This is a genomic window from Rossellomorea sp. YZS02 (genome assembly GCF_033963925.1).
GTDB lineage: Bacteria > Bacillota > Bacilli > Bacillales > Bacillaceae_B > Rossellomorea.
In genome coordinates this window covers 54,382-67,958 of sequence record NZ_JAXBLY010000001.1, presented here as the reverse complement: position 1 = coordinate 67,958, position 13,577 = coordinate 54,382, and the positions used below count along the sequence as shown (strand labels likewise).

Sequence of the window (13,577 nt, the reverse complement as noted above, 5' to 3'; positions counted from 1 at the left end):
AGAAAGGAGTTTTCTCCATGGAACCATTGATCATTGCTATATTGATAGGACTCATCACATCCATATTCAATAAAGTGAAACAGCCACCCTCCAATAAGCCGAGGCAGAAACCGATTCAAACAGCCTCTCCGCCTTCTCCGCCCGCGCATGATAGTCGGGGGAGGGGAACAGAAAGAGAACGTGAAAGAACGAGACAGAATAAGCCCAGATCATCCAGGGAGCCGATGAAAGAGGTTGTATCCTCTATTCAAGCCCGTTTAGAAGATAAGAAGAGGGCGGCGGAATCAACCAGCCTCAAGGAACAGGAAGAGCGTTATTCAAGGAAGCTTGAAGCTCATCATACCCGGGCCGCGAAGATTCGCGATGGTAGCCGTTCCCTCAAACTTGATTTCAAAAATGAAGATGATATCGTAAAAGGATTTATTTACTCGGAGGTATTTGGTCCTCCAAGATCAAAAAAACGTCATCATCAAAAATAACAGTGATGAAACCCCTTTTCATTTCATAAATATGAGATGAAAGGGGGTTCTTTTTTTATGGCGAAAAGTTTTATACACCATATGCGTAAGTGGATGACACAGAAGATGGATTTACCCGAAGATGTCATGATGGACCTTCCTCGCGTCACAATGATTGGACAAATTCATATCTATATAGAAAACCACCGGGGGCTTTTGACCTTCACAGATCGAGAGGTGCGGCTTCTGTTAAAGCAGGGTCAGGTGCTGATAAAAGGGGAACAATTTGTCATCAAGATGATTCTTCCGGAAGAAATTCTCCTTCAGGGAAAAATTGTAGAAGTGATCTATTTAGAACAATAGGAGGGACGGATTTGAAGAATCAATGGTTTACCTTTCTGAGGGGAAAGGTATTTGTGAAAATGGAAGGCAGATTAGCCGAACGGGTCATCAATCAACTGCTTCGTGCCGATATCACGGTTTGGAATGTAAGGAGAGCGGGGACTGAGACCATCACCTTTTACTTATCCTTAGACGATGTACATAACTTCAGAAGAGCGGTTCGGGGATCAGGGTGTAAAGCGACATTTCTAAGGGGTCAGGGTGTCCCTTTTCTATTCAAGCGATCAGTAAAGAATTCCGGATTTATGATAGGTGGATTGGCATTCTTCGTCATCGTATTCCTTCTCTCCAATATGGTGTGGGACATACAGATAAAGGGTGCGTCTCCTCAAACCGAACACAGTATACGGAAGGAACTGAAGGAAATGGGTGTTTCCAAGGGGAAGATGCAGTTCTCGATACCCGATGTGGAGAACATTCAACGGGAATTATCTTTCAGAATGAATAATATTACGTGGGTAGGGGTGGAATTACAAGGGACAACCTTCCACTTTCAAGTAGTGGAGAAGAACGCACCAGAGCCTTCTGAATCCACTGGCCTGCAGCACATCGTCGCAGCAAAGAAAGCTATCATTACAAACATGTTTGTAGAAGAAGGAGATCCACAGGTGAACGTGAATGACTACGTCAGTAAAGGTCAGCTCCTTGTTTCCGGTTTGATCGGGAATGAAAAGGATCCCAAAGGTGTGTCGGCCAAAGCGAAGATTCTGGGGGAAACATGGTATAAGACGTCAGTGGAACTACCGTTAAAGTCACGATTTATCGTGTTCAGTGGCAATGAGAAGAGAAAACATTATCTGGGGATAGGTTCACTTGATATCCCGATATGGGGATTCGGGAAAACGGAATTCAAGGACATTATAGTGGAAGAAAATAAAAAAACCCTCCGATTTCTTAAGTGGGAGCTCCCTGTTTATTATATGGATAGAAGCATGAAAGAAAAAGAGGATGTGGAAAGAACCTATACGAAGTCAGAAGCCATCATTGCGGCCAAGAAGCTTGCCAAGAGTAACCTTGAATCCAGCCTCCCGGAAGATGCAGAAATCAGAGACGAAAAAATTTTGCAAGAAAAGGTTGAGAATGGTAAAGTTAGGGTAACCATTCACTTCAAAGTAATCGAAAATATTGCAGTAGGACAACCAATTATTCAAGGAGACTAACGAATGTCAGATGAAATCTTAATGAAATTACAACTTGAAAACCCTAATGAAGCTATCGCTTTGTTTGGCGTTTCAGATTCTCACCTTAAATTAATAGAACAGGAATTACACGTTTCGATTGTAACAAGAGGCGAAGAATTGCTGGTTTCGGGTAAAGAAGAAGATGTAAGTCTCGCTCTTGATATTTCTGATCGACTGGTGGCCGTGATCCGCAAAGGGATCAATATCGGCCAGCGTGACGTCCACTATGCCATCGAGATGGGCAGACAAGGGACGCTTGAATACTTTACAGAGTTGTACAATGAAGAAATCACTAAGAACGCAAAAGGTAAATCCATACGGGTCAAAACCCTTGGGCAGCGGCAATACATTCAATCCATCAAGAAACATGATATGGTGTTCGGGATCGGTCCTGCAGGCACAGGAAAGACGTATTTAGCTGTGGTCATGGCCGTTCATGCCCTTAAAAATGGGCAGGTCAAGAAGATTATCCTGACAAGGCCGGCTGTAGAAGCTGGGGAAAGCCTCGGATTCCTCCCTGGTGACTTGAAGGAAAAGGTAGATCCATATCTCCGTCCCCTTTATGATGCCTTGCATGATGTCTTGGGAGCAGAGCATACCGTACGCTTGATCGAAAGAGGGACCATTGAGATCGCTCCCCTTGCCTATATGAGGGGCCGTACACTGGATGATGCGTTCGTGATCCTGGATGAGGCACAGAATACAACAAAGGCACAAATGAAAATGTTCTTGACCAGACTGGGCTTTGATTCAAAGATGATCATCACGGGAGACCGTTCCCAGGTTGATCTGCCGAGGGGAAGCGAGTCGGGGTTAATATCTTCTGAAAGAATATTAAAGGATGTCAAGGGAGTATCGTTCATTTATCTCGATCAAGCTGATGTTGTTCGACATCCGTTGGTCGCGAAAATTATCGATGCCTATGAAGCAAATGAAAAATAAGCTAAACAGAGATTGATCCGATAGGTCCATGCCCTCCCGAAATGCAGCGGCATGTATCTGGATCAATCTTTTTTTAATGGGTTAAACATAGATAAATAAGTCAAAAACTGTTATCATTTTACATAATTGCTACATGTTTTTGAATAAACCGAAATTGTCTATACATAACAGGGGGTTCTTTATGCAAACTCACCCATTTCTACTTAAGATAAGGAGCTTTCTAAGCTACCGGTTGTTTACCAATCTTCTATTTGTGTTATTGGGTATCATTGTGTTCGGTGTACTATATGGAAATGTGAAACCCAAAACGCTGGATATTAATTTGTATGAAGATGCACCTACAACGATCAGGGCTCCTAAGAAATTTGTCGATGAAGAGGCCACTGCCAAGAAGAAGGAAGAAGCGAAGGCGGAAGTGGCGGATGTATATACCCCTAAAGAAGGGGCGATCGACAACTCCATATCGCTGCTTCACTCTCTTATGGAAAGCGTTACTGAAGTGAAAAAAGAGTCTGAACAGAAGGTGGTGGAAGACGATTTAAAGCCACCGCCGAATCTGAATATTAATGATCAGCTGAAACTGCTAAAAGCAAAATTGCCCAAAGATAAAAATAATAATGTAACCAACAGTTTGAGTGATGATGTGTTGAAGTCACTGCTGGAGGCGTCAGAAGACGACCTCTCCCGTGTAGAGACCATCGTGTCCACACAAATGAAGATCATTATGGAAAACGGCGTAAAAGAGGAAGCGCTAAATGAAGCGAAATTAAATTTAGAACAACGGATCACCAATTATTCATTCAAAGGCGAGCTGTCAACCGCTGCCGTTAAACTTGGAAAAGTCGCTTTAGAGCCGACGCTTTACTATGATGCTGAAAAGACGGATGAGTTAAAGAAGCTCGCCGAGGCAAACGTCGAAAAGGTGGAAATCATCGAAGGCGGGGTCATCGTTGAAGACGGGGACCTCATCACTCCTAAAAAATACAGTATCCTGAAGTCTTTGGGAATGGTGGAAAATACATTTTCCTTTAGGCCATACGTCGGGCTGGCCCTCTTTGTGCTCGTAGTGATCAGTTCACTGTATTATTTCTTTTATACCCTCGAAGTGTCAGAGGAGCGAAAGCAGAATTACTTGATCCTGACGAGTATCGTATTCGTCATTTCCCTCTTGATCATGAAGATTGTGGGACTGATCGAGCAGCTTGAGATCAATGATATTGCTTTCATCTTCCCTGCAGCGTTTACAGGTATGATATTGAGGATCCTCTTAAATGAGCGGATTGCCATGATGATGGTGTTCATCCTCTCAGCGTGTTCGAGCATCGTCTTTCATCAACAGTTCTCTGGATCCATTGACATCGAAATAGCGATTTATACTTTATTCAGCGGCGTCTCGGGGATTCTTTTCCTAATGAACCGCAATCAGCGTTCGAATATTTTGAGGGCGGGAATTTACGTAGCTCTGGTCAATATCCTCATCCTGGGCTTCCTAATTCTATTAAGCGGTACGTCTTACTCGAATAGCGAATATGTCTATTACCTTGTGTTTGCCCTTGTATCGGGAATCAGCTCTTCCATCCTGACAATCGGTTTCCTCCCGTTCTTTGAAGCAGGTTTCGGTATCCTGTCCTCCATGAGGCTGGTAGAGTTGTCAAGTCCAACACAGCCACTCTTAAAGAAACTGCTGACCGACGCTCCGGGTACCTATCATCATAGTGTGATGGTGGCAAACCTTGCGGAAGCAGCTTGTGAATCCATTGGGGCAAATGGATTGTTGGCGAGGGTCGGGTGTTACTATCACGATGTCGGCAAGTCTAAACGACCGCATTTCTTTATCGAGAATCAGCTGAATATGGGTAATCCCCATGATCGGGTCTCGCCTGAAACAAGTAGGGATGTTATTATTAGTCATGCTTCGGATGGAGCTGAGATGCTCCGGAAACATAAACTGCCGAAGGAAATCGTCGACATCGCCGAGCAGCATCATGGTACGACCCTCCTGAAATTTTTCTATTATAAGGCGAAAGAACAAGGGAAAGATGTTAAGGAAGATGATTATCGTTATCCAGGACCTAAACCACAGACAAGGGAAGCGGCTGTCATCAGCATTGCCGACAGTGTGGAAGCGGCTGTCAGGTCGAAGAAATCACCCACTCAGACTGAAATTCAGCAGCTCGTCCACTCAATCGTACAAGACCGTCTGCAGGACGGGCAGTTCAACGAGTGTGATATATCATTAAAACAGTTGGAAACAGTTAAGAGGTCATTGTGTGAGACATTAAATGGAATATTTCATCCAAGAATCGAATATCCGGAACTACAAGCAAAAGGAGAATAAAGCATGCCATTATTGATCGACTTTATAGATGAAACTGAATCACTGACAGACGAACAAACACAGCTGGTTCAAAATATCTTGAATTTTGCAGCTGAAAAAGAAGGGATCGAGGACGAAAGCGAAGTCTCCGTAACCTTCGTGACCAATGAACGGATCCAGGAAATCAACAGGGAATACAGGGATAAGGACCAACCGACAGATGTGATTTCATTCGCCCTGGAAGAATTGGGTGAAGATGAGATCGAAATCATCGGGGGAGAGATCCCGCGTGTACTTGGAGATATCATCATTTCCATTGACCGGACGAAAGAACAGGCGGAAGAATACAATCATTCAGTATCACGTGAGCTTGGTTTCCTTGCCCTTCACGGATTCCTCCATTTATTGGGCTATGACCATATGGAGGAAGAGGAAGAAAAGCAGATGTTTGAGAAACAAAAGGACATTCTGGATGAATATGGACTCAAAAGAGACTAAGTTCGGCTTATTCAGGTTCTTAAAATCCTTTGGGTATGCTGCGGAAGGGATGAAATCCGTTTGGGCGACGGAACAGAATTTCAGGATTCATGCATGTGTTGGAGTGATCGTTTTCTTCCTTGCTTATATTCTTTCGGTATCGGCAATGGAATGGGCCGTACTGATCATACTGGTCTTTACGGTGCTTGCCCTTGAAACGATGAATACTGCGATTGAAAAGGCAGTAGATCTTTCCGTTGATGAGTTTCATCCACTTGCCAAGGCTGCGAAAGACCTGGCGTCAGCTGCCGTCCTTCTCTTCGCGATATGTACGGCGATTGTGGGGACCATTATCTTTCTTCCAAAGCTTTTGAATTTGATCATCTAATTTACAGGTATTATGAGCGAAAAATAAGGGCTGCAGGAAAGAATTTTTACGAATTCTGCCCTGCAGCCCTTAATTCATTTGAAAACGTTCTTATACTTGTATAGAATAAGTGGAGCAAAGTGCAATATCGATAAATAGTTTGAATTATCTAACTATTTTATTACAAAATGATAACAGCCCATTTTCTTTTATGAAAATTGTAGTAAAATGAATGTGTAAGGGTTAAAAGGAGAGTTAAATTAATGAATGCAGAACAAATGATACAAGAAGCTAAACTAGCGAGAGAAAAAGCATACGTACCTTATAGTAAATTCAAGGTGGGAGCTGCTCTTCTGTCAAAAAGTGGTAAGGTCTATCACGGTTGTAATATTGAAAACGCAGCCTACAGCATGTGTAACTGTGCTGAAAGAACAGCTTTATTCAAGGCTTATTCAGAAGGCGATACAGACTATTCTATGATTGCGGTTGTGGCAGACACGGCAAGACCTGTTCCTCCTTGTGGAGCATGTCGACAAGTCATTTCGGAGCTATGTCCTAAAGAAATGAAAGTCGTCCTGACGAATCTCAAAGGCGATGTAGAAGAATTAACCGTAGCAGAACTATTACCAGGAGCATTTTCACCGGAGGATTTAAATGAGTAATATAGGCAGTAATAAAGAATACAAATCAGGCTTTATTTCCATTATCGGACGACCTAACGTCGGGAAATCCACTTTCTTGAACAGGGTCATCGGTCAGAAGATCGCCATCATGAGTGATAAGCCTCAAACAACACGAAACAAAGTTCAGGGAGTTTACACGACAGATGATGCCCAGATGATATTCATCGATACTCCTGGAATTCACAAACCGAAACATAAACTGGGAGACTTCATGATGAAGATTGCTCAGAACACTTTAAAAGAAGTGGACGTCATCTTGTTCATGGTGAATGTCGAAGAAGGATTGGGAAAGGGAGATCATTTCATCATAGAGAAGCTGAAAGGTGTGAAAACACCAGTCTTCCTCATTCTTAATAAGATAGACCAAATCCATCCCGATGAATTACTTCCTATGATTCAACAATACAATGACCTGTTTCCGTTTGCGGCGACTGTACCGATTTCCGCATTGGAAGGAAATAACGTAGATCATCTTCTGCAGTTATTGAAGGACCTATTACCTGAAGGACCTCAATTCTATCCTGCCGATCAAATTACGGATCATCCTGAACGATTTATTGTATCAGAACTTATCCGTGAGAAAGTCCTGCACTTGACCAGGGAAGAGATTCCCCACAGTATTGCAGTAGTGATCGATAAGATGGAGAGAAAGCAAGAGAAGGATCTTATTGACGTCATCGCCACGATCATTGTGGAAAGAGACTCACAAAAAGGAATTGTCATCGGCAAGCAGGGATCCATGCTCAAGGAAGTAGGAAAGCGTTCCCGTGTAGACATTGAGAACCTTTTGGGATCAAAGGTTTACCTGGAACTTTGGGTGAAGGTGCAAAAAGATTGGCGAAACCGATCCTCGAACCTTCGTGACTTTGGCTTCAGCGACGACGAATATTGATAATTAACAATATTTAGGCCACATGTTTTAGAGATAAAATGCTCATTCTAATCACAAGAAAGCTTATGAAGTCTTGCTAGTTTAAATCCAGAAAGGTGGGTTTTTTATGTTAGACTTAACATGGAAATTTTTTTCGCAAACGGGTAGTATAGACACCTATCTCCTTTTTAAGGAGCTTGAAAAGGAGACGTTTGAAGATCCTTACAGCTTTGAAGAAGAAACAGCGGAAGTAGATTTCCCTTTAACGTGATAAGTTTGTCATCACCCGGGTGGATTGATATCGGGAGGTGGCTGTATGCTGCAGAAATGTGAAGGGATTGTCATTCGAACGAATCATTACGGTGAGTCGAACAAAATTGTTACCATATACACAAGGGAATTCGGAAAGATTGGATTGATGGCTAGAGGGGCAAAGAAACCTAATAGCCGTCTATCCGCCATTTCACAATTGTTTACATATGGTTATTTCCTTTTTATCAAAGGAAGTGGACTGGGTACCCTGCAACAGGGAGAGATGGCCGAATCGCTGAGACATGTGAAGGAGGATCTGTTCAAGACGGCATATGCTACATACATCGTAGACCTCCTTGATAAAGCGACCGAGGACAAGAAGCCTAATCCCTTTCTGTTTGAATTGCTTTATAAGACTCTTCACTACCTAAACGAAGACTACGACCCGGAAATCCTTATGCATATATTTGAAATGAAGATGCTCCCGGTATTAGGGTTGTATCCTCATCTGAACGGGTGCTCCGTTTGCGGGGAGAGCGATGGGGAATTTGCGTTTTCGTTTAAGGAAAATGGATTCATCTGTCATCGATGTCTAAGTGAAGATCCTCATCATTTACCGTTATCGCAAGGTACTGTGAAACTTCTCAGGGTTTTTTATTATTTTGATATCAATCGGTTGGGGAATATTTCGGTGAAAGATGAAACAAAACGTCAATTAAAACGGGTAATCAGGACTTATTACGATGAAAATTCAGGTTTAACATTAAAGTCCAGAAGGTTTTTAGACCAAATGGATAACCTTAAGGACTTATTCTAGGATTTATAAATGCTGCTTGTGATATAGAAAGGCCCATTCACTTTTGTGGATGGGCCTGATTTTTTATGGCTACTGTTAGCTACGAGGCTTAGAGGCTAGAATTCAGTTCATATCTAAAAAATCCCCAAAGGCAAAAAACGCCTTCAGGGATTTTCCAGATATGCTTGTCGGGGCTGAGCAAGCCGCCTGCGCTTTAGGTGTCTGCTAGCTCCGGCGGCTAGAGGCTCGAGGTCATAAGTCAACCCTGCCAAAAAGGCAAAGAACGCCTTTCCGGCAGGGCCGTCTTATGCTTGTCGCCTCTGAACAAACCGCCTGCGCTTTAGGTGTCTGCTAGCTCCGGCGGCTAGAGGCTCGAGGTCATAAGTCAACCCTGCCAAAAAGGCAAAGAACGCCTTTCCGGCAGGGCCGTCTTATGCTTGTCGCCTCTGAACGAGCCGCCTGCGCTTTAGGTGGCTGCTAGCTCCGGCGGCTAGAGGCTCGAGGTCATAAGTCAACCCTGCCAAAAAGGCAAAGAACGCCTTTCCGGCAGGGCCGTCTTATGCTTGTCGCCTCTGAACGAGCCGCCTCCGCTTTAGGTGTCTGCTAGCTCCGGCGGCTAGCCCCTCGAGGTCATATCTAAAAAATCCCCAAAGGCAAAAAACGCCTTCAGGGATTTTTTAGATATGCTTGTCGGGGCTGAGCAAGCCGCCTGCGCTTTAGGTTTTTAAAACTTAATTTTCTCCTGCAAGAACGCTTTTACTTCACTGATTGGCATTCTGACTTGATCCATTGTGTCACGGTCACGAACGGTTACTTGACCGTCTTCTACGGAATCAAAATCGAAGGTGATGCAGAATGGTGTCCCGATTTCGTCTTGACGGCGGTAGCGTTTACCAATGGATGCCGTTTCGTCGAAGTCGATCATCAGATCCTGAGAAAGCTCTTCGTATACTTTGAAGGCATCGTCAGAAAGCTTTTTCGAAAGTGGCAGGACAGCCGCCTTGAATGGAGCCAGTGCCGGATGGAAGCGTAAAACGGTACGTGAATCATTCTCTAGCTCTTCTTCTTCATATGCATCACAAAGGAATGCAAGGGTCACGCGATCCGCCCCCAGTGAAGGCTCGATGCAGTATGGTACATATTTTTCATTGGTTTGTGGATCCATGTAGTGGAAGTCCTCATTTGAATGTTCCATATGACGCTTAAGGTCGAAGTCCGTGCGATCTGCCACGCCCCATAGCTCTCCCCAGCCAAACGGGAATTTGTATTCGATATCCGTTGTTGCATTGCTGTAGTGAGATAATTCATCTTTGTCATGATCACGCAGTCTCATGTTGTCTTCACTCATGCCAAGGTTGAGTAACCAGTTTTTACAGAATTCACGCCAATACGAGAACCACTCCAGATCTTCTCCTGGCTTACAGAAGAATTCCAGTTCCATTTGCTCAAATTCACGCGTTCTAAATGTAAAGTTACCCGGTGTGATTTCATTGCGGAAGCTTTTTCCTACTTGTGCAATACCAAATGGCATTTTTTTGCGCATAGAGCGCTGTACATTTTTGAAGTTTACGAAGATTCCTTGTGCTGTTTCAGGGCGTAAGTAAATTTCATTTGTAGAAGACTCCGTCACACCTTGATGGGTTTTGAACATCAAGTCGAACTGGCGGATGTCGGTGAAATCGTGGCTTCCGCAATCAGGACAGGCAATGTCGTGTTCTTTAATGATTTCTTCCATTTTATCGAAAGAAAGACCGTCGACGATCATTTCGATCCCTTTTTCTTCTAGCGCGTTTTCAATGATTTTATCTGCACGGTGACGTGTTTTACATTGTTTACAGTCAATCATCGGGTCGTTGAAATTCCCAACGTGACCGGAAGCCACCCATGTTTGAGGATTCATAAGGATACTTGCATCAAGACCCACATTATAAGGGGATTCCTGAACGAATTTCTTCCACCATGCTTTTTTGATATTATTCTTCAACTCGACTCCAAGCGGACCGTAATCCCATGTGTTGGCAAGTCCTCCGTAGATTTCTGATCCAGGGAACACAAATCCCCGGTGCTTTGCTAAGTTGACTACTTGTTCCATTGACATATAAGTCACTCCTTTTCTTTTTATGTAAATAAAAAAGCTCGTCCTTAGGCGCTTAAGGCCTAGGGACGAGCTTGATACTCGCGGTTCCACCCTAGTTGATATGCATATGCATACCCACTTTTCATCGGTAAGTTGCTCAGGATTTCCGTTTCCCTGCCTTCTGGGCTTTCACTGTCCCCAGTCGCTTATCGGTTAGCAAGTACTTATTGATCCATCATAGCATTATTGGTTGTAAGATGAAGACATTTTATCATGATAAAGAAATAAAAACAACTACAGTTTGATCCAAGTGAAATGATTTGAAGTTTTGTGTTAAAACAGATACTCTTTGTAAAGTGAAATTTTAACTATAGGTTGTCACAAATGGATGATAATATGCTCTTTTCATTTTGCTTGAATAGTATATAATATTTCATATAAAGTATAACATAAATCGTTTGAACGTTAGGTGGTGAGTAACAATCGAACTTAATAAGCGTCAAGAACATATTTTACAAATAGTGAAAGACAATGGACCTATCACTGGTGAACAGATTGCAGATCGATTAAACTTAACAAGAGCGACCTTAAGACCTGACCTGGCGATCCTGACCATGGCGGGATATCTGGATGCACGACCAAGAGTGGGGTATTTCTATACCGGTAAAACAGGGACCCAGCTGCTGACAGAGAACCTGAACAAAATTTATGTGAAGGATTATCAATCCATTCCTGTCGTGGTAAATGAAAATGTTTCCGTGTATGATGCAATCGTGACCATGTTCTTGGAAGATGTGGGTACATTGTTTGTTGTGGACGCCAATACATACTTAGTGGGGGTCCTGTCCCGTAAAGATCTTTTAAGAGCAAGTATTGGGAAGCAGGAACTCAGTACGTTGCCGGTGAATATCATTATGACAAGAATGCCGAATATCACGGTCTGTGAAAAAGATGACCAGTTGATTGGTGTGGCGAAGGACTTGATTCATAAACAAATTGATTCCGTCCCTGTCGTAAAGAAAACCGGGAATGGCGATCTCGAAGTCATCGGGAGAATTACAAAGACCAATATTACTAAAGCATTTGTAGCATTGGCAGATGAATATTAGAAGGTGGTGAACGATCGTGAAAGAACCGATCATCTATGTTGTATCCGACTCGGTGGGGGAAACTGCCGAATTAGTGACAAAAGCGGCGATAAGCCAATTCAATGGTTCCAATACGGTCATTAAGCGCTTTCCGTATGTAGAGGATCTGGAACACATTGACGAAGTGATTTCCTTAGCGAAATTGAACCAGGGATTGATCGTTTACACTCTGGTCAAGCCGGATATGCGTGCGTACATTAAAGAACAATCTGAAAAAGAAGAGCTTTATGCTTTCGACATCATCGGTCCATTAATGGATAAATACCAGTCTTCCTACCAAAAGGAACCTTTGTTTGAACCTGGGACTGTCAGAAAGCTTGATGATGATTACTTCAAGAAGGTGGAAGCCATTGAGTTTGCCGTCAAGTACGACGATGGGCGTGATCCCCGTGGTATCCTGAGAGCGGACATCGTGCTTGTAGGGGTCTCGAGAACCTCGAAAACACCTTTATCACAATACCTTGCTTTAAAAAGGATCAAAGTGGCCAATGTCCCTCTTGTACCGGAAGTCGATCCCCCAGAGGAATTATTTATGGTTTCTCCAAAGAAATGCTTTGGCCTTAAGATCAGCCCTGAGAAATTGAATACCATCCGCCGGGAAAGACTGAAATCTCTAGGTTTGAATGATCAGGCAAGCTACGCTAATATTAAGAGGATTGAAGATGAGCTCCAGTATTTCGAGAAAATTACTGACCGCATCGGATGTCATGTCATCGACGTAACGAACAAGGCAGTCGAAGAAACGGCCAATGTCATTACAAACATCTATCAAAATTCCAACGACTGAGCATAATTAAAAAAGATGATTCCCTTGAAATAATGGGGGAATCATCTTTTTATTTTTTAATGAAATTACGAACACCACCAAAAACCTCAAACAAATCAAGTTTTTATAGTGGTCAAACTTGTCCGATTATACTATAATAAAAAATTGTGATAAAAATATTTAAAATAGGTTTAGACTAAACTCTTAAGGAATAAACTAATTATTGTGATATGTCAAGTCTCGTCTGAATTACAATTCGACAATTTTAATCAAATCTCTAGGAAAGTTCCTAAAGAGAGAAGGAAAATACGGAGTGATGTAGAATAGTTAGTAATAGCGAACATAACCCTGCTGTATATGTAGATGCAGATGCATGCCCGGTAAAACAGGAGATCATAAAAATTACAAGAGGTTATGGCTTTAAAGTCATTTTTGTTGCTTCCCATGCCCATCGAAAGAATACACCTGACGAGGGTGAATGGGTATATGTGGATAGTTCGAAGGAATCAGCCGACTTGTACATCATGAATCACGTAAAAGAAAAGGATGTACTGGTGACACAGGATATAGGACTTGCAAGTCTGGTGTTACCGAAAAAAGTTTATGCCATCTCTCCCAGGGGAAAAGCCTACAGGGAAGAGAGTATCGTGACAGCGCTTGATTATCGGTATCTTGCAGCAAAAGAACGCAAGAGAGGTAACTACGGTAAAGGTCCCAAGCCTTTCACTAATGAAGACAGGGTAACATTCTGTACATCCTTTGATAAAATCTTGTCGGAAATTGCAGGAGATTCGTAATCAATACAGAATGGATTAAGAGGGTTAATAAAAACAGGTGATA

15 protein-coding genes are annotated in these 13,577 nt (G+C 42.8%); 14 read left to right on the top strand and 1 reads right to left on the bottom strand.

What is annotated here, in order from left to right:
• Positions 1 to 17: 17 nt before the first annotated feature.
• The 11 genes from SLH55_RS00340 to recO all read left to right on the top strand — a co-directional run bounded on the left by SLH55_RS00340 (position 18) and on the right by recO (position 8,767).
• A complete protein-coding gene (locus SLH55_RS00340) occupies positions 18 to 479 on the top strand; it encodes a hypothetical protein (RefSeq protein WP_219168119.1) in 462 nt (153 codons plus the stop codon).
• A gap of 57 nt (positions 480 to 536) precedes the next feature.
• The gene (gene yqfC / locus SLH55_RS00335; protein ID WP_219168120.1) at positions 537 to 821 is read left to right on the top strand and encodes a sporulation protein YqfC; all 285 of its coding nucleotides are present in this window, start codon (positions 537 to 539) and stop codon (positions 819 to 821) included.
• Between the two features lie 11 nt (positions 822 to 832).
• Positions 833 to 2,020 carry a sporulation protein YqfD gene (gene yqfD / locus SLH55_RS00330; protein WP_219168121.1) on the top strand — a complete coding sequence of 396 codons (1,188 nt, stop codon included), beginning with the start codon at positions 833 to 835 and terminating at the stop codon, positions 2,018 to 2,020.
• A 3-nt stretch (positions 2,021 to 2,023) separates the two neighbouring features.
• The gene (locus SLH55_RS00325; RefSeq protein WP_219168122.1) at positions 2,024 to 2,983 is read left to right on the top strand and encodes a PhoH family protein; all 960 of its coding nucleotides are present in this window, start codon (positions 2,024 to 2,026) and stop codon (positions 2,981 to 2,983) included.
• A 181-nt stretch (positions 2,984 to 3,164) separates the two neighbouring features.
• Entirely contained in the window at positions 3,165 to 5,321 is a 2,157-nt protein-coding gene (locus SLH55_RS00320) for an HD family phosphohydrolase (RefSeq protein WP_219168123.1), read from the top strand.
• A gap of 3 nt (positions 5,322 to 5,324) precedes the next feature.
• Complete coding sequence (gene ybeY, locus SLH55_RS00315) at positions 5,325 to 5,798, top strand: rRNA maturation RNase YbeY (RefSeq protein WP_219168124.1); 474 nt, start codon at positions 5,325 to 5,327, stop codon at positions 5,796 to 5,798.
• The gene (locus SLH55_RS00310) at positions 5,773 to 6,165 is read left to right on the top strand and encodes a diacylglycerol kinase (RefSeq protein ID WP_226673170.1); all 393 of its coding nucleotides are present in this window, start codon (positions 5,773 to 5,775) and stop codon (positions 6,163 to 6,165) included. The genes ybeY and SLH55_RS00310 overlap by 26 nt, the downstream gene beginning before the upstream one ends.
• 242 nt (positions 6,166 to 6,407) lie before the next feature.
• The gene (locus SLH55_RS00305) at positions 6,408 to 6,806 is read left to right on the top strand and encodes a cytidine deaminase (protein ID WP_219168126.1); all 399 of its coding nucleotides are present in this window, start codon (positions 6,408 to 6,410) and stop codon (positions 6,804 to 6,806) included.
• The gene (era, locus tag SLH55_RS00300; RefSeq protein ID WP_219168127.1) at positions 6,799 to 7,719 is read left to right on the top strand and encodes a GTPase Era; all 921 of its coding nucleotides are present in this window, start codon (positions 6,799 to 6,801) and stop codon (positions 7,717 to 7,719) included. The genes SLH55_RS00305 and era overlap by 8 nt, the downstream gene beginning before the upstream one ends.
• A gap of 106 nt (positions 7,720 to 7,825) precedes the next feature.
• Positions 7,826 to 7,969 (top strand): YqzL family protein, encoded by a 144-nt coding sequence (locus tag SLH55_RS00295; protein WP_082386398.1) that lies wholly within the window; start codon positions 7,826 to 7,828, stop codon positions 7,967 to 7,969.
• Between the two features lie 45 nt (positions 7,970 to 8,014).
• Entirely contained in the window at positions 8,015 to 8,767 is a 753-nt protein-coding gene (recO, locus tag SLH55_RS00290) for a DNA repair protein RecO (protein ID WP_219168128.1), read from the top strand.
• A gap of 703 nt (positions 8,768 to 9,470) precedes the next feature.
• On the opposite strand, the gene SLH55_RS00285 is transcribed toward recO, so the two are convergent.
• The gene (locus SLH55_RS00285) at positions 9,471 to 10,844 is read right to left on the bottom strand and encodes a glycine--tRNA ligase (RefSeq protein ID WP_219169628.1); all 1,374 of its coding nucleotides are present in this window, start codon (positions 10,842 to 10,844) and stop codon (positions 9,471 to 9,473) included.
• Positions 10,845 to 11,305: 461 nt separating this feature from the next.
• Here SLH55_RS00285 and SLH55_RS00280 point away from each other — a divergent pair, with 461 nt between their 5' ends.
• From SLH55_RS00280 to SLH55_RS00270, 3 genes are all read left to right on the top strand, one after another.
• Positions 11,306 to 11,932 carry a helix-turn-helix transcriptional regulator gene (locus tag SLH55_RS00280; RefSeq protein ID WP_219169715.1) on the top strand — a complete coding sequence of 209 codons (627 nt, stop codon included), beginning with the start codon at positions 11,306 to 11,308 and terminating at the stop codon, positions 11,930 to 11,932.
• 13 nt (positions 11,933 to 11,945) lie between these two features.
• Entirely contained in the window at positions 11,946 to 12,758 is an 813-nt protein-coding gene (locus tag SLH55_RS00275; RefSeq protein ID WP_219169717.1) for a pyruvate, water dikinase regulatory protein, read from the top strand.
• A gap of 302 nt (positions 12,759 to 13,060) precedes the next feature.
• Positions 13,061 to 13,534: a YaiI/YqxD family protein gene (locus SLH55_RS00270; RefSeq protein ID WP_219169719.1), complete on the top strand. Its 474-nt coding sequence runs from the start codon at positions 13,061 to 13,063 to the stop codon at positions 13,532 to 13,534.
• Positions 13,535 to 13,577: the final 43 nt, after the last annotated feature.

What these genes read in the sequence shown, in the direction of transcription:
- SLH55_RS00340 (WP_219168119.1), top strand. Translation starts at nt 18, where the DNA reads ATGGAACCATTGATCATTGCTATATTGATAGGACTCATCACATCCATA.
- yqfC (WP_219168120.1), top strand. Translation starts at nt 537, where the DNA reads ATGGCGAAAAGTTTTATACACCATATGCGTAAGTGGATGACACAGAAG.
- SLH55_RS00325 (WP_219168122.1), top strand. Translation starts at nt 2,024, where the DNA reads ATGTCAGATGAAATCTTAATGAAATTACAACTTGAAAACCCTAATGAA.
- SLH55_RS00320 (WP_219168123.1), top strand. Translation starts at nt 3,165, where the DNA reads ATGCAAACTCACCCATTTCTACTTAAGATAAGGAGCTTTCTAAGCTAC.
- ybeY (WP_219168124.1), top strand. Translation starts at nt 5,325, where the DNA reads ATGCCATTATTGATCGACTTTATAGATGAAACTGAATCACTGACAGAC.
- SLH55_RS00310 (WP_226673170.1), top strand. Translation starts at nt 5,773, where the DNA reads ATGAATATGGACTCAAAAGAGACTAAGTTCGGCTTATTCAGGTTCTTA.
- SLH55_RS00305 (WP_219168126.1), top strand. Translation starts at nt 6,408, where the DNA reads ATGAATGCAGAACAAATGATACAAGAAGCTAAACTAGCGAGAGAAAAA.
- era (WP_219168127.1), top strand. Translation starts at nt 6,799, where the DNA reads ATGAGTAATATAGGCAGTAATAAAGAATACAAATCAGGCTTTATTTCC.
- SLH55_RS00295 (WP_082386398.1), top strand. Translation starts at nt 7,826, where the DNA reads ATGTTAGACTTAACATGGAAATTTTTTTCGCAAACGGGTAGTATAGAC.
- recO (WP_219168128.1), top strand. Translation starts at nt 8,015, where the DNA reads ATGCTGCAGAAATGTGAAGGGATTGTCATTCGAACGAATCATTACGGT.
- SLH55_RS00285 (WP_219169628.1), bottom strand. Translation starts at nt 10,844, where the DNA reads ATGTCAATGGAACAAGTAGTCAACTTAGCAAAGCACCGGGGATTTGTG.